At 43.8% G+C, this 19267-nt stretch carries 26 protein-coding genes and 2 pseudogenes; 19 read left to right on the top strand and 9 right to left on the bottom strand.

Features of this window, described 5'->3' with window-relative positions; translation table 11 throughout:
• Window positions 1-6 precede the first annotated feature (6 nt).
• The 12 genes and pseudogenes from ACHUFI_RS01980 to ACHUFI_RS01925 all read left to right on the top strand — a co-directional run bounded on the left by ACHUFI_RS01980 (window position 7) and on the right by ACHUFI_RS01925 (window position 6787).
• Window positions 7-408: a thiol-disulfide oxidoreductase DCC family protein gene (locus tag ACHUFI_RS01980; protein ID WP_394246532.1), complete on the top strand. Its 402-nt coding sequence runs from the start codon at window positions 7-9 to the stop codon at window positions 406-408.
• Window positions 409-588: 180 nt separating this feature from the next.
• The gene (locus ACHUFI_RS01975) at window positions 589-957 is read left to right on the top strand and encodes a VOC family protein (protein WP_394246530.1); all 369 of its coding nucleotides are present in this window, start codon (window positions 589-591) and stop codon (window positions 955-957) included.
• Window positions 958-1032: 75 nt separating this feature from the next.
• Entirely contained in the window at window positions 1033-1404 is a 372-nt protein-coding gene (locus ACHUFI_RS01970) for a hypothetical protein (protein WP_394246529.1), read from the top strand.
• Between the two features lie 28 nt (window positions 1405-1432).
• Window positions 1433-1666, top strand: a complete 234-nt coding sequence (locus ACHUFI_RS01965) for a DUF3565 domain-containing protein (protein ID WP_394246528.1) — start codon at window positions 1433-1435, stop codon at window positions 1664-1666.
• Window positions 1667-2626 carry a D-2-hydroxyacid dehydrogenase family protein gene (locus ACHUFI_RS01960; protein WP_394246526.1) on the top strand — a complete coding sequence of 320 codons (960 nt, stop codon included), beginning with the start codon at window positions 1667-1669 and terminating at the stop codon, window positions 2624-2626.
• Between the two features lie 5 nt (window positions 2627-2631).
• Window positions 2632-3075 carry a GNAT family N-acetyltransferase gene (locus ACHUFI_RS01955; protein WP_394246525.1) on the top strand — a complete coding sequence of 148 codons (444 nt, stop codon included), beginning with the start codon at window positions 2632-2634 and terminating at the stop codon, window positions 3073-3075.
• Between the two features lie 24 nt (window positions 3076-3099).
• Window positions 3100-3466, top strand: a pseudogene (locus ACHUFI_RS01950) (tautomerase family protein).
• Between the two features lie 21 nt (window positions 3467-3487).
• The gene (locus tag ACHUFI_RS01945) at window positions 3488-3844 is read left to right on the top strand and encodes a hypothetical protein (RefSeq protein ID WP_394246524.1); all 357 of its coding nucleotides are present in this window, start codon (window positions 3488-3490) and stop codon (window positions 3842-3844) included.
• A gap of 154 nt (window positions 3845-3998) precedes the next feature.
• Window positions 3999-4211 (top strand): annotated as a pseudogene (locus ACHUFI_RS01940) (DUF1353 domain-containing protein); the annotation flags it as partial.
• Window positions 4154-4594 (top strand): GNAT family N-acetyltransferase, encoded by a 441-nt coding sequence (locus ACHUFI_RS01935; protein ID WP_394246953.1) that lies wholly within the window; start codon window positions 4154-4156, stop codon window positions 4592-4594. The pseudogene ACHUFI_RS01940 and the gene ACHUFI_RS01935, both read left to right, overlap by 58 nt.
• Before the next feature lie 142 nt (window positions 4595-4736).
• Window positions 4737-6074, top strand: coding sequence for a D-serine ammonia-lyase (locus ACHUFI_RS01930; protein ID WP_394246523.1), 1338 nt, complete (start codon window positions 4737-4739; stop codon window positions 6072-6074).
• A gap of 8 nt (window positions 6075-6082) precedes the next feature.
• A complete protein-coding gene (locus ACHUFI_RS01925; RefSeq protein ID WP_394246522.1) occupies window positions 6083-6787 on the top strand; it encodes a hypothetical protein in 705 nt (234 codons plus the stop codon).
• 8 nt (window positions 6788-6795) lie between these two features.
• Here ACHUFI_RS01925 and ACHUFI_RS01920 read toward each other — a convergent pair whose 3' ends face one another.
• Complete coding sequence (locus tag ACHUFI_RS01920; RefSeq protein ID WP_394246520.1) at window positions 6796-7320, bottom strand: P-loop NTPase family protein; 525 nt, start codon at window positions 7318-7320, stop codon at window positions 6796-6798.
• Between the two features lie 88 nt (window positions 7321-7408).
• Here ACHUFI_RS01920 and ACHUFI_RS01915 point away from each other — a divergent pair, with 88 nt between their 5' ends.
• On the top strand, window positions 7409-7807 hold the full coding sequence (locus tag ACHUFI_RS01915) for a YkgJ family cysteine cluster protein (RefSeq protein ID WP_394246518.1): 399 nt from the start codon (window positions 7409-7411) through the stop codon (window positions 7805-7807).
• A gap of 86 nt (window positions 7808-7893) precedes the next feature.
• Here ACHUFI_RS01915 and ACHUFI_RS01910 read toward each other — a convergent pair whose 3' ends face one another.
• Complete coding sequence (locus ACHUFI_RS01910; protein WP_394246516.1) at window positions 7894-8394, bottom strand: DUF2059 domain-containing protein; 501 nt, start codon at window positions 8392-8394, stop codon at window positions 7894-7896.
• A 249-nt stretch (window positions 8395-8643) separates the two neighbouring features.
• Window positions 8644-9228, bottom strand: coding sequence for an MBL fold metallo-hydrolase (locus tag ACHUFI_RS01905; protein WP_394246515.1), 585 nt, complete (start codon window positions 9226-9228; stop codon window positions 8644-8646).
• A 226-nt stretch (window positions 9229-9454) separates the two neighbouring features.
• On the opposite strand from ACHUFI_RS01905, the gene ACHUFI_RS01900 reads away from it, so the two are divergent.
• On the top strand, window positions 9455-10228 hold the full coding sequence (locus tag ACHUFI_RS01900; protein WP_394246513.1) for a LysR family transcriptional regulator: 774 nt from the start codon (window positions 9455-9457) through the stop codon (window positions 10226-10228).
• Window positions 10229-10369: 141 nt separating this feature from the next.
• Here the strand turns inward: ACHUFI_RS01900 and ACHUFI_RS01895 are convergent, their stop codons facing one another.
• Window positions 10370-11131, bottom strand: a complete 762-nt coding sequence (locus tag ACHUFI_RS01895; RefSeq protein WP_394246512.1) for a carbohydrate deacetylase — start codon at window positions 11129-11131, stop codon at window positions 10370-10372.
• Between the two features lie 47 nt (window positions 11132-11178).
• The gene (locus ACHUFI_RS01890) at window positions 11179-12507 is read right to left on the bottom strand and encodes a 6-phospho-beta-glucosidase (protein WP_394246511.1); all 1329 of its coding nucleotides are present in this window, start codon (window positions 12505-12507) and stop codon (window positions 11179-11181) included.
• A gap of 103 nt (window positions 12508-12610) precedes the next feature.
• Between ACHUFI_RS01890 and ACHUFI_RS01885 the strand changes: the two genes are divergently transcribed.
• Together ACHUFI_RS01885 and ACHUFI_RS01880 are read left to right on the top strand one after the other, a co-directional pair.
• Window positions 12611-13498, top strand: a complete 888-nt coding sequence (locus ACHUFI_RS01885) for a LysR substrate-binding domain-containing protein (RefSeq protein WP_394246509.1) — start codon at window positions 12611-12613, stop codon at window positions 13496-13498.
• 145 nt (window positions 13499-13643) lie between these two features.
• Window positions 13644-14003, top strand: coding sequence for a VOC family protein (locus tag ACHUFI_RS01880; RefSeq protein WP_394246951.1), 360 nt, complete (start codon window positions 13644-13646; stop codon window positions 14001-14003).
• Window positions 14004-14142: 139 nt separating this feature from the next.
• Here the strand turns inward: ACHUFI_RS01880 and ACHUFI_RS01875 are convergent, their stop codons facing one another.
• From ACHUFI_RS01875 to ACHUFI_RS01865, 3 genes are all read right to left on the bottom strand, one after another.
• Window positions 14143-14583: an N-acetyltransferase gene (locus ACHUFI_RS01875; protein ID WP_394246507.1), complete on the bottom strand. Its 441-nt coding sequence runs from the start codon at window positions 14581-14583 to the stop codon at window positions 14143-14145.
• A gap of 6 nt (window positions 14584-14589) precedes the next feature.
• Entirely contained in the window at window positions 14590-15423 is an 834-nt protein-coding gene (locus ACHUFI_RS01870; RefSeq protein WP_394246506.1) for a helix-turn-helix domain-containing protein, read from the bottom strand.
• A 74-nt stretch (window positions 15424-15497) separates the two neighbouring features.
• Window positions 15498-16310, bottom strand: a complete 813-nt coding sequence (locus tag ACHUFI_RS01865) for a GNAT family N-acetyltransferase (protein ID WP_394246505.1) — start codon at window positions 16308-16310, stop codon at window positions 15498-15500.
• A gap of 193 nt (window positions 16311-16503) precedes the next feature.
• On the opposite strand from ACHUFI_RS01865, the gene ACHUFI_RS01860 reads away from it, so the two are divergent.
• Entirely contained in the window at window positions 16504-17247 is a 744-nt protein-coding gene (locus ACHUFI_RS01860; protein ID WP_394246503.1) for a helix-turn-helix transcriptional regulator, read from the top strand.
• Between the two features lie 97 nt (window positions 17248-17344).
• Window positions 17345-18067, top strand: a complete 723-nt coding sequence (locus tag ACHUFI_RS01855; RefSeq protein ID WP_394246502.1) for a transglutaminase-like domain-containing protein — start codon at window positions 17345-17347, stop codon at window positions 18065-18067.
• Window positions 18068-18308: 241 nt separating this feature from the next.
• Here the strand turns inward: ACHUFI_RS01855 and ACHUFI_RS01850 are convergent, their stop codons facing one another.
• Entirely contained in the window at window positions 18309-18461 is a 153-nt protein-coding gene (locus ACHUFI_RS01850; RefSeq protein WP_394246501.1) for a hypothetical protein, read from the bottom strand.
• Between the two features lie 280 nt (window positions 18462-18741).
• On the opposite strand from ACHUFI_RS01850, the gene ACHUFI_RS01845 reads away from it, so the two are divergent.
• Window positions 18742-19119, top strand: a complete 378-nt coding sequence (locus tag ACHUFI_RS01845) for a SirB2 family protein (RefSeq protein WP_394246499.1) — start codon at window positions 18742-18744, stop codon at window positions 19117-19119.
• Window positions 19120-19267 lie beyond the last annotated feature (148 nt).

The raw sequence follows: 19267 nt of genomic DNA, 5'->3' as shown, positions 1-19267 counted from the left end.
TCGAGAATGGCCGCCAATAATATCGTTATCTTTGATGGGGTCTGCAACCTATGTCACGGCGCCGTACGTTTTATTATTGAGCGTGACCCTCACGCGAATTTTTCTTTTTGCACTCAACAATCAGAAACAGGGCAACGCTTGTTACAACAGCACGGCTTGCTCGATGAAGCTACGGATACGGTGATACTCATCCAAGGAGCGCAGTGTTTTACTGAAAGTGATGCTGTGTTGGAAATCTCTAAGAATTTAGCGGGTGCGTGGCCTTTGCTTCGTCACTTTAGCGTGCTGCCTAAGCCAGTTCGAAATTCAATGTATAGACTGGTGGCTAAGTATCGCTATCGTTTTTTTGGTAAGCGAGAATACTGTTTGTACCCTTCTGAAACATTGAAATCTCGATTTTTAGAATGACCGCAAACCTGATGAAAGCTCACCTTGTTGGTGAGCTTTTTTATTGTTATTAAAAACTTCGTTGACTGTATCGACATATCATAAATTTTTAAGCAATAAGTTTTATAAAAGGTGGTAGGTTGTGGAGCAGTCGTTGTTTATGTGAGCCTTTTAAAGGCTAGGTAATTATCGGAGCGTTCAATGATTTTAAACCATATTTCAATAGGTGCGACAGACGTCGATGCTGCCGTGGGGTTTTATGATGCGGTGTTAGGCACGCTTGGGGTTAAGAGAGCTCACTTTATCGAAGGGGCTGCCGCAGCTTACGGGGAACAATTTGAGTTTTGGATTGGTTGCCCTTGTGAAGGTGGTGCTTCTGTCGGGAATGGCACTCATGTTGCGTTTAATGCGGCTTCCCCTGACATGGTCGATGAATTCTACCGAGTGGCACTTGAGTCTGGTGGGCAATGTGCCGGTAAGCCCGGTTTAAGGCCGGAGTATGCGGATGGATATTACGCAGCATTTGTACTGGACTTAGACGGCAATAAAATCGAAGCCGTATCTCTGTAAGAAAAAGCATCGATGTAAAAAGCGGCATCAGATCCACTATGCGAGCGTCGTTTTTGGAACGTTAAGGGAAAGCTCATGAAGTACGGAAGCGTCAAATTGGAAGGCAATCAGGTGTATAGCGTGGGTAAGCCGCTGCCGATCCATGTTGATGACATCGAATATATGTACGTCAAAGAAAATGATAAGCCGGCCAAAATTAAGCGTGCGAGTGCGGTGGCTGGCTTTGTTAGTGCACTGATATTCATCTTGCACCCTTTTCTTATTTTGTTTGCGTTCCCACTTGCATTTTTTGCGAGTTTTTATCGAATTAAAAGTTATGAACTGCGCGTGTTTGTGACGAATCGTTCAGGATATGGCAGTAAGGAATCTTGTTTACACAGTTCTGGGTTTAGAGATGAATACGATGATCTTGTTGAACAAGTGAAAGCACTAAAAGAAGCGGAGTAACACTTGGTTTTCAATACCAAATAGTCACATGAAACAACCAATATCAGGCTATCACATCGATGAAGAAGGGGATTGGGTAGCGCAATTAGAGTGTGGACACTTTCAACATGTCCGCCACCAACCTCCTTTTATTTGCCGACCGTGGGTGATAGACCATCAAGGCAGAAAAAACATGTTAGGGCACAAACTTGAATGCAAAAAGTGCGACATCGGTGCCCCTAAAGATCGGCTCTCAGATAAAAATAAGAAACAGGAGAAATAAGTGAAAGTAGCAATTCTGGATGATTATCAAAATGCTGTCCCAAATTTAGAGTGCTTTCAATTGTTGGAAGGTCATGACGTTCAGGTTTTTACCGATAGTTTTTCGAGCGAAGCTCAGCTGGCTAATGCACTGCATGAGTTTGAGGTTTTGGTATTGATTCGAGAAAGAACAGTCATTACTGAATCGTTATTGAGTGCTCTGCCAAATCTTAAGTTGATCAGTCAAACAGGAAAGGTAAGTAACCATATTGATGTTCAATTGTGTAAGCAATACGGAGTCGAGGTGGCAGAAGGCATAGGGTCACCTGTTGCACCGTCGGAGTTATGTTGGAGCCTAATTTTAGCTGCGTCTCGCTATCTGCCGGAATACATTACTAATTTAGCGGACGGGAAATGGCAGCAGTCTGGTGCGTTGGGCTTAGGAAGAACTCTGAGTGGCCTAACTCTAGGTATTTGGGGATATGGAAAGATTGGTAAGAAAATTGCCCAGTATGCCAAGGTGTTCGATATGAATGTGCTGGTGTGGGGCAGCGAAGCTTCCCGATTGGCCGCCGTTGAAGACGGTTTTCAGTCCGCCACTTCAAAACAAGACTTCTTCCGTTGCTGCGATATCCTTTCTCTGCACTTGAGGCTCAATGACGCGACTCGTGGAATAGTTTCCCGTGAAGATCTATCAATTATGAAATCGGATTCTCTGTTTGTTAACGTGAGCCGTGCCGAGCTAGTGGAAGACGGAGCATTATTGGCCGAGATGCAAGCTCAATCTACCAAGCGTGCAGCCGTTGATGTTTATGTATCGGAACCCGCTTGTCGTGAAAATGAGCCGCTAATCTCTTTGCCGAATGTGTTGTGTTCGCCTCATCTAGGCTATGTCGAACAAGGGAGTTATGAGTTGTACTTTAAGGTGGCGTTCGAAAATGTTGTGGCGTTTGCACAAGGCAAGCCACAGAATTTGGCGTAAAAGGCATGTCTTTTCAGTTAGAGCCCATCCTAGACAGTGAGTTTGAACTCAGGTTTCAAGCGCTCAAACAAGGTTTGTTTGAGCATGTGGACGCCGTATTTGGCTGGGATGATGAGTTCCAAAAAGAGCGATTGATTCAAGAGTATCAAGCGGACTGGTTTTACTGGATAACCCGCGATCAGACGCGAGTCGGTCTTGTTTGTTTTAAACCTTATGACAACGCTTATCATGTTCACCTACTACTGGTTTTTCCTGAATATCGAAGCCAAGGTGTGGGCCATCAGGTGATGAAAGAGTTACACCAACAAGCGGTACAAGAGTCACGTGATCGAGTGACGCTTTCAAGCTTTATTCGCAATCGAAAAGCCATCCAATTTTACCAGAGCTTAGGCTACACCATCGTCAATCAAGAGGATGAGTTTGTAAGCATGAGTTTAACGTTACCTTAATGAAACAATTAGAAAGGAAGCACCATGATTGTTATTTATGGAATCAAGCAACACCTTAACCCGATTAAAGCGGCGTTATCAGATGTGCTTCAAGCTTCGATGACCCAAGTGTTGGGCTTACCGCTTTATTCCGATGGAAAAAGAGGATTTTTATTATCCTGGTGGTCGAAGTGATGCCTATACCGTTATTGAGATAAATATGATGGAAGGGCGACAAATCGAAACCAAAAAGCTGCTCATCAAAGTGTTGTTTGAAAACATTGAAAGTCAGTTAGGCATTGGGCCTGTTGATGTTGAAATCACCATCAAAGAGCAACCCGCCCATTGTTGGGGTTTCCGCGGGATGACGGGTGATGAAGTGAGTGACCTGAAATACAAAGTGAATGTATAACGCTTGATGTAAGAGGAAAAGATGATTTTAGCAAAGCATTTAGTGCCGTTTGAACAAGGACAACATAACTGTGTTGTGCTGATGCAAGCGTTAGAGTCGACGAAAGAAGAGTTTCAACGAAGCTTAATTCCGGACCTTTCGCATATTGATGTCATGGCGCATAATCAAAATGGCATTGTGATTCAGTCTGTTACGTACCTTGGAGGTAATGAGTACCTAATGGAATACAGCTACGATTGGGAAGTGTTTAACGGGTGTATCGATGTGCATGAAACAGGGGTAGAGCGTAACAAAACCAAGCTTTCAGTGTCGGAACAAGGGCATATTGAGTTTGACTTAAATGCTTTTCAAGATAGAGACACATTAGAAGAATTTTGATTTCACTGTGAGGGACGACAACGTGTTGATGCCGAAATTGATTCCAATTCCAATAAAAACAAGAAATATGCCGACCTTGCTTAAATTGTGGGCGTGGATTACTTCAGTTCGTTCTTGGGTTTTAGCTGAGGATTAGTTTTTTGAAGATCGGCACGGTAATCGAATTGTTGTACCGAAAGGGTTTGAGTTTGATGGTGCGTCTATTCCTAAACCGCTGTGGTTCTTGCTATCTCCTACGGGGCTATTACTCATTCCGGGTTTGGTTCATGATTTTGCTTATCGCTATGATTATGTGTGGATGATTGATGAATCGAGCGAGTCTGGCTTTACCAAGCACAGCAGACTTATGCGTTTGAACCAACCATGACGTTTGAAGAGGCATACACGTTGTGGTGTGAAGCTCCTTTGAAAACCTTTGTCGCGGAAAGTGAAGGGAAGGTATTGGGTTCTTATTATTTGAAAGCCAATGCGATGGGGCCAAGTGCGCACATTTGTAACTGTGGCTATATGGTGAGTGAAGCTGCACGAGGAAAAGGATTGGCAAGAACGCTTTGTGAACATTCTCAGCGTGTGGCGTTAGACCTAGGGTTTACTGCGATGCAGTTCAATTCTGTGGTATCGACCAATACGGTTGCGGTGCGGTTATGGGAAACGTTAGGCTTCAAGATCATTGGAACGATTCCTCAAGCATACCAGCATAAGGAGTTTGGCCTCGTCGATAGCTACATCATGCATAAATCGCTATCGTAACTTTTCGTTTAGTAAACATTGCCCACCTTAGCTTTGTAAAATTGTGAAGACGATAGATTACTCGTATTGTGCGCGCCGCCATTTCGGCGTTAAATGGTTCGCACATATACGTTTATCGCGCTCACATAATGCAGGCTGACACATGACCAATCCGAATATTTCTCAGCTCACTACTGACTTTCCTTTACTCAAGCAGCTCATTCAATTGAATGAAGTATGCTGGTTTAACCCCAACAGCACTTCATTAGAACACGGGCTGCCATACGTTGGCTTAACTGAGTGTGATATTCAAGACGCCAGTTTGCGCCTCGCAAGGTTTGCTCCTTATATCGAGAAAGTGTTTCCTGAAACGGCTACGTCTAAGGGAGTGATTGAGTCAGAACTCGTGGCTATCCCTGCGATGAAGGCTGCCTTAGAGCGCACGTATTCGACTCCAATAGCTGGGCGTTTGATGTTGAAGAAAGACAGCCACTTACCGATTTCTGGCTCGATTAAAGCGCGCGGGGGAATCTACGAAGTCCTTGCGCATGCTGAGTCGTTAGCGATTCGTGAAGGGCTTTTGAGCCTTGAAGATGACTACAGCAAGCTCTTTAGCCAAGAGTTTAAGGCTTTCTTTCGGCAGTACAGTATTGCTGTGGGCTCTACGGGGAATTTAGGCATGTCCATTGGTATTATGAGCGCCAAACTCGGCTTTTCTGTTTCTGTGCATATGTCTGCAGATGCGAGGGAGTGGAAAAAGAATAAGCTTCGAGCGCATGGCGTTAATGTGGTTGAGTATGAACAAGATTATGGAGTGGCGGTAGAGCAAGGCAGAAAAGAAGCACTGAATGATCCGAACTGCTTTTTTATTGATGACGAGAACTCGAAGACTTTGTTTTTAGGGTATTCCGTCGCCGGAGAGCGTGTAAAAGCGCAATTTGAAGAGCAAGGTATTGCAGTCGATAAAGAGCATCCATTATTTGTTTACCTGCCTTGTGGAGTTGGCGGCGGCCCCGGTGGGGTGGCCTTTGGCTTGAAAATGGCATTTGGCGATCATGTACATTGCATTTTTGCCGAGCCTACGCATTCTCCTTGCATGTTGTTAGGCGTGCATACTGGGCTTCACGATGAGATTTCGGTTCAAGAGCTCGGCATTGATAACATTACGGCCGCAGATGGCCTTGCAGTAGGCAGAGCATCCGGTTTTGTTGGCCGAGCGATGGAGCGTTTACTCGACGGCTACTACACCTTAAGTGATGAGCATATGTACCGATTGCTAGGTCAGTTGGCGCAATCAGAAGGCATCAAATTAGAACCATCGGCTCTTGCTGGAATGCTTGGCCCTATTCATGTCGAACAAGATGGTGCCTATCATCAGCAGCATGACTTCTCGTCAAGCCAACTGCAGCAAGCGACACACTTGGTCTGGGCGACGGGAGGTGGCATGGTTCCTGAGGAAGAGATGGCGTCTTATTTGGCGAAATCGTCCGAATTAAAGTAAAGGTGAATATGAAGAATCTACGTTTATTTAGTTCATTTCTCATGATGAGTACGCTTGGAGTAGCAGGATGCGCATCTGTGGACAATCAGCATTCAGACACGCTACATGAACCTGTGGCCGCAGCAGATAAAAGTACTATTCAGAGTTGGGTAGAGAATCAAATACTGCTTCCTGAAAGTCTTTCTGCGTTTGAAGGCTTCCCTCGTTATTTGGTTGGTCAAGCAGACCTGAATAATGATGGCTCACTTGAGTACTTGGTGCTCATGCAAGAGCGGTATTTTTGTGGAAGTGGGGGCTGCTCGGCGTTTATTTTCAATCAAGCCGGGCAAGTGGTTCACCGCATGACAGTGGTGAAAACGCCGGTGTTGTTGGCGGACAGCTATCGAAATGGTTGGCACGATTTTGTGGTGTGGAGTAATGGCGCTTATCGCTTGATGAGCCACAATGGCGATAGTTATCCGAGTAACCCTTCCCTTGAGCCTAAAGTGGACAAAAGTGATGAGGCTCAAGCTGCGATGAACAAAGTTGTCGACACCGAGTTGTATCAACAAGATGGTTACGATATTAATTTTGCTGAACCCCAAGAACTATGGGGTCCTAGCTATCAATATCACTTCACATTTAAGCACTATGGTGATCCACTAAGTTTGTATCATGCGCTGGTGGATATGAAAAACAACACGTTAGACGTGGAAGCTAAGCCTATTCAATAGAAAATTGGCTAATTGAGCTCACATGATATTTTCAGTGTGTTTAAGAACTCATCAACTTGGGTTCGGTCAGTTAAACGAAAGCTCTGCTTCTTGAAACGGGTAAATAGTTGTTGGTGGAAATGATAGGAGTTCTTTGACTGTCGAATATCGTATTCTGAAGCCCATTGAATCAGAGCATTAAAGTTTTGTTCCGCACGTACTTTATCGTGCTGTTTAGCGCTTTCAGAACCTCTTGCAAGCAAAGAGGTTTTGCAAACATCCCACGGCATATCAAGAAAGATCAGGACATCGGCATAAGGAAGCAGCGTTTCTGCTAGTGCGCCAAACACACCCTCTACAATCCACATTTCCTTATTGGCAAGGTGATGAAGCTCAGCTGAGACGGTTTCTTGAGAGCGTTTCTGATTGTAGCCGCCTGGCTCCCAGACGATCGAATCTAGGCTTATTGTCTCCTGTTGGAGTGTGTTTGCGAGACGCTTCCCCAACCAAGTCTTCCCTGAGCCTGAGTTGCCAATGATGAGTATTTTGTTCATGTGATTCTTTATCTGAAATAGGTGATGGTCGATTCGTGTGGCAACGGTGCTACAATAGAACGTCAGCCGTAAAGTGATTATACGAATTATGAAAGATTGCAATCAGTGTGGGAAATGCTGCATCAAGTATGGTGATGGCGATTTAGCAGCAACCCAAGAAGAAATCGATCTGTGGGAGCTATTTAACCCAGATATATTTGAATTCGTTAAAGATAATCAGATATGGTTTGATCCTATTTCAGGGAAAAGGCTAACGCAATGCCCGTTTCTAGAATTAGCCCCCAAACGCTTCCCAGAAGAACCCAATAAGTACACTTGCCGCATTTATCTCGATAGACCGGAAGATTGCCGACATTATCCTAGCCTAATTGATGAAATGGTTCGCGATGAATGTGAAATGATAGAAGTGATTGATTTAGAAAATCCGAGAAAGGCACAGAAAGTTTTAGATGCCTTGATGAAAGATAGTCGCCCTTCTAGCTGGTAATCGCGCTGTTTTTAGGTTTGTACACCTTAGATAACGCACTGAAATGCCCTTGGTACGCTTAGCTTTCTGTACCAAGGCTATTTTAGTTATTGCTTGGCAGATTCTCGGTGCGCTTTAAGCTCTTTATCAAACTGAGTAGACAGGGTTTGGAGCTGAGGCAATATATTTTGCAGCATGCTTTGGCTTAACAGCATGGATTCTTGCATTACAGCTGGCATTTTTTTCAAAATGCTCTTTCCTTGTTCAGTTTTATAAAACTCTAGCATCGCGCTGAGTTCATCTTCAGTGAAATTTTTGTCGTAAATGGTGATAAATTGAGGCTCGAGTATGTCCCAGTTAAGCTGATCTTGCATGAGCTGGTTGACACTCTGGTAGTAGTCAGTAAATAGCGGGCGCTCTGATTCTGTCACATTGAGTTGGTGGGCCGCGTTGTCCATCGTATTTTTTACATGGGTGTACATGGTGTCCATTAATGAGTCGACATCCATGACTTCCATGAGCTCTTTGGCGATGGCTTGTTTGGTGCTTTCGGAGGCTGAGAGTTGCAATGGCATGAGTAGGAATAAAATAGCCAATAAGTGTTTCATTGTGATGTTCTCATAGTCAATATTTACGAGTAGGTGACGGAATCACCTCATGATTCATTCGTGATAATAAGTATCATTGCCATGAGTAATAAGCAATGAAGCACAGTAGAAACTTTATATTTTTCAATAGCTAGTCGCGTTATTGGCAAGGTATATCACCATAGTTGCCCTATTGCAGGTATCAGTTAACAGGCTAACCCCGAGCTTATTAGCCTCCGGGGTTAGGTTTATGGGTAATCTATGCACCTTTCAACGAGGAGGCAGATCCAGTTCGCTAGGAGAATCTCTTACTCGTAAGCGTGATCTGGTCGCCAAGGGTATGGACCCATCCACATGTCTAGGATTACACGCAAAGCGTTCATTTGTAGCCAAATCATCATAGCCAACCCAATGTTTGTACTTCTCAAGGCTGATACGACCTGGAATATCTTCAAATGCCGTACCTTGATTAAACTCAGCGATGATCGCCGCTTGTAGGTCTTCAATATATTCACGAGTTTGGGTGATATCTTGCATTGTTCCAAAAGGTTCTTTTGCATGGGAATGAGAAAAAATAGAAGTGTCGAAATCCATCTTCTCAACGTTCCCTAATACTTTTTGCCATTCACCAATATTGAAGTCAGGCACTATCGTAAACATGACACGATTAGGTGTGACGATATCAGCAATATAAGACACTTTCTCTTTTGGTAAGAGTGATACCGTCATTCCTAAACCGTGGCTCATTCCTACATAGTGCAGTTCGATAATTTTACTTCCTAATACAATGTTCTTTTGCTTACCTGCCCATACTTCGTTAGGTAGGGCTAGATCAGGGTGCGGATTCGCTTTCATCCATTCGTATGCTTCCGCATGTGCAATGATGATGGCGCCTTGATCTCTGAATACTTGTCCACCGCCAGAGTGATAAATAGGTTCTTTTTGTTGAACATTGTTAAGTCCTCTTTTTGATTAATTGGCCTTCTGATTGGCTTGGTAAATAGTTTGTCAGTTCCCTATTTGTTTACTAGATGGTTAATCAGAACTGCACTGTTCTCAAAAAGTGAACGGTTGAGGTGTTATGGACGAATTGAAGCGAGTAGGGGTGTTCACTAAGGTTGTGCAAGCGCAAAGCTTTTCTGAAGCCGCTCGACGACTTGGAGTCGCGAAATCAGCAGTAAGTAAGCAAATTCGTTTATTGGAGCAAGAGGTCGGGGTGCGATTATTGAATCGTTCAACGAGAAAGCTCAGTTTGACCGAAGCGGGTGAGATTTATTACAAGCATTGCGAGCAAATTGTCAATCGAGCTGATATCGCCCTTAATGAACTTCGCCAATATCAAAATCAGCCGACAGGCACCATTAAAGTTTCAAGCCCGGTTTCATTCGGTAGAGCGCTGCTGATCCCCGTCATTAAAGAGCTACGAAGTGTGTATCCACTACTGAACGTGAACGATAAAGTCGTGAATATGGTGGAAGAAGGGATTGATTTGGCGGTGAGGGTTGGCCACTTACCGGACTCTACTTTAATCGCGAAAAAGTTGTGCGATACGCCCGTGGTCATTTTTGCTTCCCCTGAGTATGTTGCAAAACATGGTCGCCCCAACACTCCGGAAGAGTTGGTTGATCATCAGTGGATCACCTTATCGATTTTATCGTCACCGATTGTTGGGGCTTTTCGTCATAAAGCATCGGGCCAGGTGAGTGAACACAACATCAACAGCCATTTAAAAATCAATTCTGTCGATGCCGTGATTGACGCTTCGGTTCAAGGGCTTGGTATTTCTGCGATGGTCAAAACCACTCTTAATGAAGAACTAAGGCAAGGGAAGCTGGTTCCTTTGTTAGAGGATTAATGAGCTCGAACCAAGAGGCATTTACGCGCTGTATCCTCATAGAGAACACCTTGCCCCTAAAGTTCGTATCTTTATGGATTTTTCAGAAAAGTATTGCTCAAGGGCGGAGTGGGCACTAAAACGTTAAACTGGCTATTGATGTCAAAAATCGTCATAGCCAATACATTCTATCTGCTGCTCTTCGAGCCAATTCTTTAACTCGGGAGAGGTCAGTATTTTCCATTCATCCACTCGCTTATGGGTATAACCGGACAATGCTTGAAGTGATTCATCGACATGTGTAGCAGGGTGGCACATAAACTCAATCACGGCGTTGGGCATTGTTTCTTGGTAATGCAGTAACCTCGCTTTTAGGTTGTCTAAGCTCGCTCCTTGATCATAGAAGTCCATGTCAAAAATATCAGGAGTCTCTACTTCTAAGCCTTGCTGTCCACTTACGATGGTATCAACTCGCCTTACTGGCAGTTGAGATTCATTGGCAAATCGTGTGAATGCTTGTTTTAGTGGCCCAAACACACCGCCGAAGTGGTGACTATCTATATGATTAATTAGAAAGCCAGCGTCAAATGCAGCATCGTATTGTGCACTTAACTCATTGAAAACCTGCTCAGGACAGACATCGTACTTATTTAACAAGATTGATTTGTCGAGAAAGTTTCCATCACCATCGACCAACGTCGATACTTCAGCTGCAGGTAATAAAGGTTTTCCAGAGGTAACGGTAAAGTGTAGCCCAACTTCTGGGATACGTTTTTGCTTGTATAACTGAATGGCGTGCTCGACCCCCGGTTGATTCATCATCACCGTGGTAGAACCAACGATGCCAGTTTCGAAACAGTCAGCAATGGCATTATTCACGGCTTCGCAGAGCCCAAAGTCGTCAGCGTTCATAATAAGTTTCATAGTGGGCTCCTCGGCCAAGAGCACGTATGCTCTTGGCATTATGATTTTTATTTATCGAGTAGATGAGAGAAAGCGGGCATGAATTCGATGTTTTCACGTAAGGTTTCTTTTAACGCATCATCAATATGTGTGCCTGCATCAACAATCGGGTTCAATATTAATGCGCGTTTTGCTGCGTTAATATCCCCCGTTATGGCTGTTTCGACGGTTAATGTCTCAAATTCTTTCATTAGTTGGATAAGCCTAAGCGTATCGGTTGGGAAAGGTTCGACATTCAGTGGGATAATGGCACTACTGGTAATGACAGAGCTCACTTCGACTGCACAATCATCAGGCAGCCCTTGTGTTGCACCATTGTTACGCGTGTTAACGTGCATGATAGTACGTTTGTTATTGTAGATACTGCTCATTAGCTCACAAGCTGCTTCAGAATGATACGCGCCACCACGCTCTTCTAACACTTTCGGCTTGGTATCTAACTTTGGATCTTTATAAATTTCAAGAAGTTGTGCTTCTACTTTTGCCACGATATCGGCACGGTTGGAGTTAGATTCAGAAGCCGCAAACTCCTTGTTTATGATGTCTCGAGATTGATAGTAGTAGCGTAAGTAAGCACAGGGCACCATGCCCATATCTTTAATGAGTTCACCATCCCATTCAAACGGAGGGATGTTTTTGGGCGTCATTTGATCATTGCCGCGCAATAACTCGTCGAGCACCTGGCTGACTTTATTTTCCCCTTCATGGAATAGTTGAGTGATCCAGACCAAGTGATTTAGCCCTGCGATTTTCATCGTCATATCTTTGCGTTCAATGCCTAGCATTTTTGCAGCGCCACGCTCCATGTTTACGGGAACGTTACACAGTCCAACCGTTTTAATGGTTGAATGCTTAGTAAGCGCTTCAGTCACCATACCTGACGGGTTCGTGAAGTTGAGTAACCAAGCATTGGGGCATAGTGCTTCCATTTCTTTGGCGATTTCAAGGGCAATTGGAATGGTTCGACATGCATTTGAGAAGCCACCTAAGCCATTGGTTTCTTGGCCAATCATTTTGTATTTCAGGGTGATTCTCTCATCTCTAAGTCGGGCTTCCATACGGCCTGCTCTGAATTGAGAGCAAACAAAGTCGGCATTTTTGAGGGCAAGTTGTCTGTCGGTGGTTAGGTGAACCTGAATATCACAGCCCGCCTTCGCTACCATACGTTTCGTCAGGTCAGCGATGATTTGCGCTTTTTCCACACCTTCATCAATATCCACCAACCATAGATCTGAAATAGGCAGTTCATGAGAGCGAGTAATGAGCCCTTCAATTAATTCAGGTGTGTAGCTTGAGCCTCCACCAATCACCACGACTTTTAGATTTTGTTTTGTCATTGCTTCAGCTCTTTGTATTTTGGATTACAAGGCTTAATTTATATTGACAGTGATGTGTGCTACAAACGAGAAAATACCGGTTATAAATTAGTGAGGCTAATGCATGGGTGAGGTAGTCAATCGTCAGCAGCAATTGTCTTTGCTGCATACATTTAGTGTGGCAGCTAAGCATTTAAGTTTTACATTGGCAGCGCAGGAGTTGTTTTTAACGCAAGGGGCAGTGAGCCAGCGGATCAAAAAGTTAGAAGCGCAACTGCAATTTAGTTTGTTTATTCGTAAAACGAGAATGTTAGAGCTCACGCCTGAAGGTGAGCGCGTTAAAGGGATGCTCAATACATCGTTTGAGCTGATTTTTTCCGAGCTCAATGACATTAAGCAGGGGCAGTTGAGCGGCGAAATTCTCATCGGCACGTCTCCCTACTTTGCCTCCGCATGGCTGATGCCGCGTTTGAAAAGCTTTCGCGATCTTTACCCTAACTTGAGCATTAAACTGTTAACTAAACAACATCAAAGTGAGTTTCAATATGACCCACTTGATGTCGGTATTTTTTACAGTGAAGGTCATTACCCAGATCACTACAGCGAACGACTGTTTTTGGGAAGACGCACGCCAGTTTGCAGCCCAGAGTATGCAAAGCAATATAAGCTGTTTGATAAGGACACTAACTTGGCCAACGTGAATTTTATCCATAGTGGTAATGATTCTGCTTGGAAGCATTGGCTCAAAGAGATGAATTTGGATATCGACTGCACTTCTCGCAGCGATATTTTTACACATGAAAATGCCTCGGCTGCTGCCTTGCAGTCAATGGGAGTTGCACTTGGACGAATGGAGTTTGATAAGCGTTGGCTAGAAACTGGGCAGCTTGTTACTCCTTTTCCTACATTAGAATCTGATAAAGGTTACGATTTGGTTTGTCCGCAAGGTATGCAAAAACGTTCGAAATATCAGGCGTTTTCTCAGTGGATCCTGGCTGAAGTTAGCCGCTGATATGGTGACCCTCTCTAGTTGAGCTTTCATGGCTCAACTTCGTTCATCTTTGCTTTCACCTTCACAAAATACTCCTGACACGGTTTGTCACTCCGACTCTTTATGCTTTCCACCTCTTTGGTTGTTAAGTAGGAAAATAAGTGTGATGACATTTGATTCAATCGAGTTGTATGTGGAAGACATAGAGTGCAGTCGAGCGTTCTATTCGACGTTATTTAACTGTGATGCTTTAGTGCTTTCTCCCACCTTTATGTCATTTAACCTCACCAGTTGTTTTACGTTACAACTGAAGCAGCGTGAGCAAGTCATACCGGTAGCCAATACATTAGGTGGCGGGACAGAATTATCGCTCGCGGTTGAAAGCCGAACTGAACTCAACAAGGTGTATAAAGAGTGGCAAGCAAAAGGTGTCGAGTTTTTGCAGGAACCAACAGAATTAGTGTTTGGAATGACATTTGTCGGGCTGGATCCAGACAATCACAGAATAAGAGTCTTTTGTCAGTAGCCCTCTAAAGCCAGTATTTACACTGTAAAAGTGATAGAGAAAAGAGCCACTCTGAGTGGCTCTTTTTGTGTCGCGATAATACCGCGTGTTAGGAAAGGGTGGGTACTAGGTTAAATTGGTGTCGCTTCATGGCTGCTTACTATGGCATCCATTCCATCAATACCTCTTCATGGCCAGTATGTTCGCATGGCTTTCGACCATTCTCTTTAAAACCCTGAGCGAGATAAAAATGTTGGGCTCTTTGGTTTTGAGCATAAACCGCAAGTTTGAGCTGTTTATGTTGAGACTTTAAAAATGCTAATAGCTGGCCTCCAATACCTTGAGACTGCTCGGTAGGCGAAACAAATAAAGCTGGGATAAAACCTTGATAGTAAGAGATAAAGCCTAGGATATTGCCATTTTCTTCATAAACGTAAGTTTCACTGTTTGGTAGGTAGGTTTCTTTCATTGGAGTCATCTGGTTTCGCCAGAATGCTTCATCGATGAAGCTGTGAGCTTGCACTGATGCGTGATACCAAAGCGACACTATGGTATTGAGCTCTGAATCTTGCATTTTTCTAATCATGTTGAGTTTACTCATTAAGGCTTACGTTGAGCTAACGCCACCGTAGATATCGATAGTAAAGCCTCGCTCAGAAACGTACTGAGTCGGGGTGGTACCGATTTGTTGTTTTAAATATCGGATTAAATGCGGTTGGTCACTGAAGCCAAACTCGAAGGCAATATCTACCCAGTCGATTTGTTCTGATTGCTTTTGATGAAGATATTCCAGCATCAATTCAAGCTTAGTCATGGCTTGGTACTGCTTTAACGTTAGTCCAGTAACACGGCGAAAACTTCGCTCAATGGTGCGTTGTGAGCAGTGAAGCTTGTCGGCCAGATCTGAAATTGCCGAGCGTTGTAATTCATCGACAACCTTGTTGGTTAATTGACTATGTTGATCACCTTTAGCTTGTTCTATCCAATGAGAGAGCAGGGCTTCCAAATGCGCTAGACAATCTTCAGGGCGATGCCTTGCTGATGCTAACAAGTTGTTTAGATTCGCGTCTGAAAGGTTCAATAACTCGCTGATATTTAATTGAATAGCGCGATCTAATGTCACTTCATTGTTTTCACTCATTGGTAAGGTATAAGGCACACCCACTTTGAATTTTACCCCTAAATGAGTGAAAGGCTTTGAATGGTCTAACTCAAAGGTTTTCTGGTGCGCATACAAATAATGGCTGCCTAGTCCAGACTCAGAATGCGTATCACATGCGTAAGCATAAGGCTCAGAGCTCGGCGCCAAAATTAGGTGTGCACAAGGATCTGGATTTAGCTTTGGGAAGTTTTCCCCCGACCCTGACACTTTCTCAATAAACCAAAAACACTCAATTAAGTGATTCAGCTTGCTGGATGATGGAATGATCCAATGGAGCATGATGTTCTCCGACTCTCTAACCTTATGACATATTACCAAAAGCATACGCTAGAAGGATGAAAAGGTATGTGTATTTACTTAAACTCGACTTGAAGCAAGCGATGGTGAGTGAGTAAACCAGCTTTCGCTATCGCTTTCTGTGCAGGAATGTTGGCTTTCTCTGTTGAACACATTGGGGTTAATCCTTGAGAGTTCGCGAGTAGGATAAGCGCTCGCAATACTTCTGTTGCGACACCTTGCCCGCGATAATCAGGCGATACGATCATGCCTAGGTCTGCGAACTCGGTTTGGTGTTCATCAAACTTTCTGCATTCACCGCTCGCGACGAGTTGGCCTTCTTCCCAGTAACCAAACAATTCCCGCCTTGCGATTAAGTTGCCAAAGTAACTCGTTAGCCATTCTTTAGGCGCCCCAATCGCATGGGCTGCAAATTCAACAAAGGTATGGATCTGGTCTTCGGATGCCTCTATCAGTGAGATGTTTGCAGGTTTCGAAGCAGTTTTATGAATGCCGCAGTACATCAGAGCGTTAACCTTAATTGATGTGCTGTTGTCTAAGCACATCGACAGAAACTTGGGGTCGCATGTGCTGACAAAAGCGCCACCGATAGTGCCAATCACGTTACTGTTATCTTGCGCTATCAATGCAAACAGTTCATCTGCCGATGTCGTTGCGTGTGGTGACAGGTAATATTGCAGCAGATAATCATCGCTATTAATACAGCAAAACCCTACCAACTGGTCGTGTTCGTAAAACCCAAAATGTTGAGCCATTGGGGCAAACCCAAAGTGCCACATGCCGTCTAATGGAGCGCTCGTGTGTGCAAAATATTCGGCTTTTAGTGCGCTAAGAGCACTTGTTGCCTCTAGCTTTTTGATTTCTAACATTGCTTCAACTACCTAATAAACGATGCGAATATGGAAAGCCCACTGCCGCGTTGTTGGAGCAATAATAGGGAAAGGCGGGGCAAGGGTATTGAATAAAAACGACAACATTTAGGCCAAGTATGACTTCGATTACAATAAATGGAGTATGGGCCGTAGCGTGAATGAGTCGTGGCGAGTAAATTTAAGGGATGAAATGCAATCTAAGGTATGGATTAAACCGGGGTTAGTGATTATTTATGGGGCTTCCATTGATGCCGATGCCCATAGGCACCACGCCATTCAACTCGCGTGGCCCTTGCAAGGAACGCAATGTATTTTGGATGGAGAACGGATCAACGCGCCTTTGATCATTGGCTCTAATATTGAGCATCAGCTGAACATGGAACAAGGTTGGATCTTATTGGTTGAGCCGACAAGCGTTCTTGGTGGTGAACTTGAACATCACTTGTCTGAACAGACTTTTATGGCGCTTGATATACCGCTTTTCTCTTCTCCATCGATGGAGTGTGGCGAAGAGCATTCTCAATTACTTGCTCCGCTTCTCAACACCATGGGCATTGTCCAGCAGTTCGAACTGGTCAATCAAAGCCAAGTGCAAGATAAGCGTATTCAAAGGTTATTAGCTGAGTTGCAGCAGTGTTTAGGTGGAACGTGCATCAAACCGAATCAGTGGCGAGCGGCGGACGTGGCAGAACGTTTGGCTCTATCAGAAAGCCGTTTTCTACATTTTTTTAGTGAGCAACTTGGTGTGCCGTGGCGGCCTTATTTACTGTGGTGTCGAATGCTGTGTGCGGTCAAAGCCATCTTTTCCGGTATGTCAGCAACGGAAGCGGCGTATATGGCTGGCTTTTCCGACAGTGCTCATTTGAGCCGGACTTTTCGTAAGACTTTCGGCATGACGATACGCCAAGCCAACGCTATTTTTAGGCCACATTAATTTCGGAAAAGTTTAGTTGGTAATGTTAGCCAGTTTATTCAATTTATCTCGATAGCTGGGCGGTATTCTCTTTACATCAACGGAAAGGAGCACGCCCATGACGACTCAATTAAACGAATTTCTTAGCACAACACCTATGCTGGATTTTGAACATCCAAGTATCCAACAACTAGTGACGGCCAAAGGCTGGGACACACTTTCACCGTACGATGCGGTTGGCGCAATTTACACTTTTGTTCGTGATGATATCCAATTCGGTTACAACGCCGATGATCGCTTAACCGCGAGCCAAGTTCTACAAGATGGCTATGGTCAGTGTAATACCAAAGGCACATTGCTAATGGCGCTTTTAAGAGCGGTCGGAGTGGCGACACGTTTCCACGGCTTTACGATTTATAACGAATTGCAGCGTGGAGCGATCCCTAATTATCTGTTCATGATTGCGCCTGAGCGTATTATTCACAGCTGGGTCGAAGTGTATGTCAACGAAGCTTGGGTAAACTTAGAAGGCTATATCATTGATAAGTCATACCTTAAGCAGGTACAGGCTCGTTTTTCAGGCAACAATGAAGCGTTTTCTGGCTACGGTATTGCGACCAAATGCTTGAAGAAGCCGCAAATTGATTGGAACGGGCAGGATACTTACATTCAAAGTGACGGCATTGCAGATGATTATGGGGTTTACGAGCAACCTGATAGCTTCTATAAGGAATATGGCAGTAACTTATCGGGAATCAAGAAAGTACTGTTTCGCTATGGCCTACGCCATTTAATGAACCTGAATGTGAAGAGTATTCGTGAACAAGGTATTGCGGCTTAGTCGTTCATAATTACCTTGGCCTTTGTTAAATGAAGAGAATGTGCAAGACCAATTCTCCTCTTATGCGTTGCCTGAGGCTGAACAAGGGTTAGATTCATAGAATTCACGATTTATCATTAGTATTATTTTGAGGCAGGTTACTACTAAGATATTGCACTTACATGAAAGTTTCATCGTTATCTCATCGGAATGTAAAAAAGCCCAATGGAATTCCATCGGGCTTTTTTCGTTTGAGAAAGACTTAAGCTTTGTTTAAGTCTTTTGCTGGGTAAGTCAATGTTATGTCACCCGCTTTCACATGCACGTATGAACCACCAGCACTGATACCAGTAACAACCATTTGACCCAAATCTACACCTTTAGTGGCAATCACTAGATCGTCAATTGCAAACATTTACACACCTTGAATAAAACAATGGAAAGAACAAGCTTTTCTGCGAGGTGGATTTAACCAGAGTGTGCGGTATTCAACTAATCGGGTTGTTAATCGTGAAGATAAGAGAGAATTGTTAAAGCTTACGTAAAAGTAAGCGAGTGACGAGAGTCATTTTTCTAAGATTAAATTAGAGTAATAACACTACTTATTGGTAACATTTGATTTACATCATGTCTTGTCGTTCAGGGATTCGTTAGCGTTATTGCTTATCAACTACCGCATAAAGTTAAGGATAACTATGTACATATTGCTTCTTAAAGCCCATTTAGGGCTGATTTTTTTGAGTTTTTTAAGCTTTTTACTCAGAACGATTTGGGGATACAAAGGCTCTAGATTATTAGAGAGTAAGCCAGCCTTTATGATTCACAAAGTGATTACATTGGCTATGTTGGCTTCTGCGTTAGCCTTATGTTTTACCATCAGCCAATATCCATTTGCGGACGCATGGTTAACAGAAAAACTAGCGTTACTTGTCGCTTATGTTGTTTTTGCTATGCTGGCATTTAAACCAAAATTGTCGCCTAAAGTACGCTCGGTTTATGTGTCGGTGACTTGTGTGATATTTGTGATGATCGGCTACATAGCCAAATCACACACGGCGCTTTTTCTAAGTTAGTTCCTAGTTGTATAAAAGGCTCCCTTGGGAGCCTTGTCAATTCCCCTGAACAACAAGTAATACCAGCTTTAGATGTTTATCGACTCCCGCGCTGACCTTTAGTTAAGGCATACTTGGCTCATTCAGAAAGCGCTTTCTGAGCTGCCCT

The organism is Vibrio profundi (genome assembly GCF_043642225.1).
Classification (GTDB): domain Bacteria; phylum Pseudomonadota; class Gammaproteobacteria; order Enterobacterales; family Vibrionaceae; genus Vibrio; species Vibrio profundi_A.
This window is presented reverse-complemented; position numbering and strand designations above follow the sequence as displayed.

Excerpts from the sequence above, each read along its gene's own strand:
- ACHUFI_RS01980 (WP_394246532.1), top strand. The coding sequence starts at position 7 with ATGGCCGCCAATAATATCGTTATCTTTGATGGGGTCTGCAACCTATGT.
- ACHUFI_RS01975 (WP_394246530.1), top strand. The coding sequence starts at position 589 with ATGATTTTAAACCATATTTCAATAGGTGCGACAGACGTCGATGCTGCC.
- ACHUFI_RS01970 (WP_394246529.1), top strand. The coding sequence starts at position 1,033 with ATGAAGTACGGAAGCGTCAAATTGGAAGGCAATCAGGTGTATAGCGTG.
- ACHUFI_RS01965 (WP_394246528.1), top strand. The coding sequence starts at position 1,433 with ATGAAACAACCAATATCAGGCTATCACATCGATGAAGAAGGGGATTGG.
- ACHUFI_RS01955 (WP_394246525.1), top strand. The coding sequence starts at position 2,632 with ATGTCTTTTCAGTTAGAGCCCATCCTAGACAGTGAGTTTGAACTCAGG.
- ACHUFI_RS01945 (WP_394246524.1), top strand. The coding sequence starts at position 3,488 with ATGATTTTAGCAAAGCATTTAGTGCCGTTTGAACAAGGACAACATAAC.
- ACHUFI_RS01930 (WP_394246523.1), top strand. The coding sequence starts at position 4,737 with ATGACCAATCCGAATATTTCTCAGCTCACTACTGACTTTCCTTTACTC.
- ACHUFI_RS01925 (WP_394246522.1), top strand. The coding sequence starts at position 6,083 with ATGAAGAATCTACGTTTATTTAGTTCATTTCTCATGATGAGTACGCTT.
- ACHUFI_RS01920 (WP_394246520.1), bottom strand. The coding sequence starts at position 7,320 with ATGAACAAAATACTCATCATTGGCAACTCAGGCTCAGGGAAGACTTGG.
- ACHUFI_RS01915 (WP_394246518.1), top strand. The coding sequence starts at position 7,409 with ATGAAAGATTGCAATCAGTGTGGGAAATGCTGCATCAAGTATGGTGAT.
- ACHUFI_RS01910 (WP_394246516.1), bottom strand. The coding sequence starts at position 8,394 with ATGAAACACTTATTGGCTATTTTATTCCTACTCATGCCATTGCAACTC.
- ACHUFI_RS01905 (WP_394246515.1), bottom strand. The coding sequence starts at position 9,228 with ATGAAAGCGAATCCGCACCCTGATCTAGCCCTACCTAACGAAGTATGG.
- ACHUFI_RS01900 (WP_394246513.1), top strand. The coding sequence starts at position 9,455 with ATGGACGAATTGAAGCGAGTAGGGGTGTTCACTAAGGTTGTGCAAGCG.
- ACHUFI_RS01895 (WP_394246512.1), bottom strand. The coding sequence starts at position 11,131 with ATGAAACTTATTATGAACGCTGACGACTTTGGGCTCTGCGAAGCCGTG.
- ACHUFI_RS01890 (WP_394246511.1), bottom strand. The coding sequence starts at position 12,507 with ATGACAAAACAAAATCTAAAAGTCGTGGTGATTGGTGGAGGCTCAAGC.
- ACHUFI_RS01885 (WP_394246509.1), top strand. The coding sequence starts at position 12,611 with ATGGGTGAGGTAGTCAATCGTCAGCAGCAATTGTCTTTGCTGCATACA.
- ACHUFI_RS01880 (WP_394246951.1), top strand. The coding sequence starts at position 13,644 with ATGACATTTGATTCAATCGAGTTGTATGTGGAAGACATAGAGTGCAGT.
- ACHUFI_RS01875 (WP_394246507.1), bottom strand. The coding sequence starts at position 14,583 with ATGAGTAAACTCAACATGATTAGAAAAATGCAAGATTCAGAGCTCAAT.
- ACHUFI_RS01870 (WP_394246506.1), bottom strand. The coding sequence starts at position 15,423 with ATGCTCCATTGGATCATTCCATCATCCAGCAAGCTGAATCACTTAATT.
- ACHUFI_RS01865 (WP_394246505.1), bottom strand. The coding sequence starts at position 16,310 with ATGTTAGAAATCAAAAAGCTAGAGGCAACAAGTGCTCTTAGCGCACTA.
- ACHUFI_RS01860 (WP_394246503.1), top strand. The coding sequence starts at position 16,504 with ATGCAATCTAAGGTATGGATTAAACCGGGGTTAGTGATTATTTATGGG.
- ACHUFI_RS01855 (WP_394246502.1), top strand. The coding sequence starts at position 17,345 with ATGACGACTCAATTAAACGAATTTCTTAGCACAACACCTATGCTGGAT.
- ACHUFI_RS01850 (WP_394246501.1), bottom strand. The coding sequence starts at position 18,461 with ATGTTTGCAATTGACGATCTAGTGATTGCCACTAAAGGTGTAGATTTG.
- ACHUFI_RS01845 (WP_394246499.1), top strand. The coding sequence starts at position 18,742 with ATGTACATATTGCTTCTTAAAGCCCATTTAGGGCTGATTTTTTTGAGT.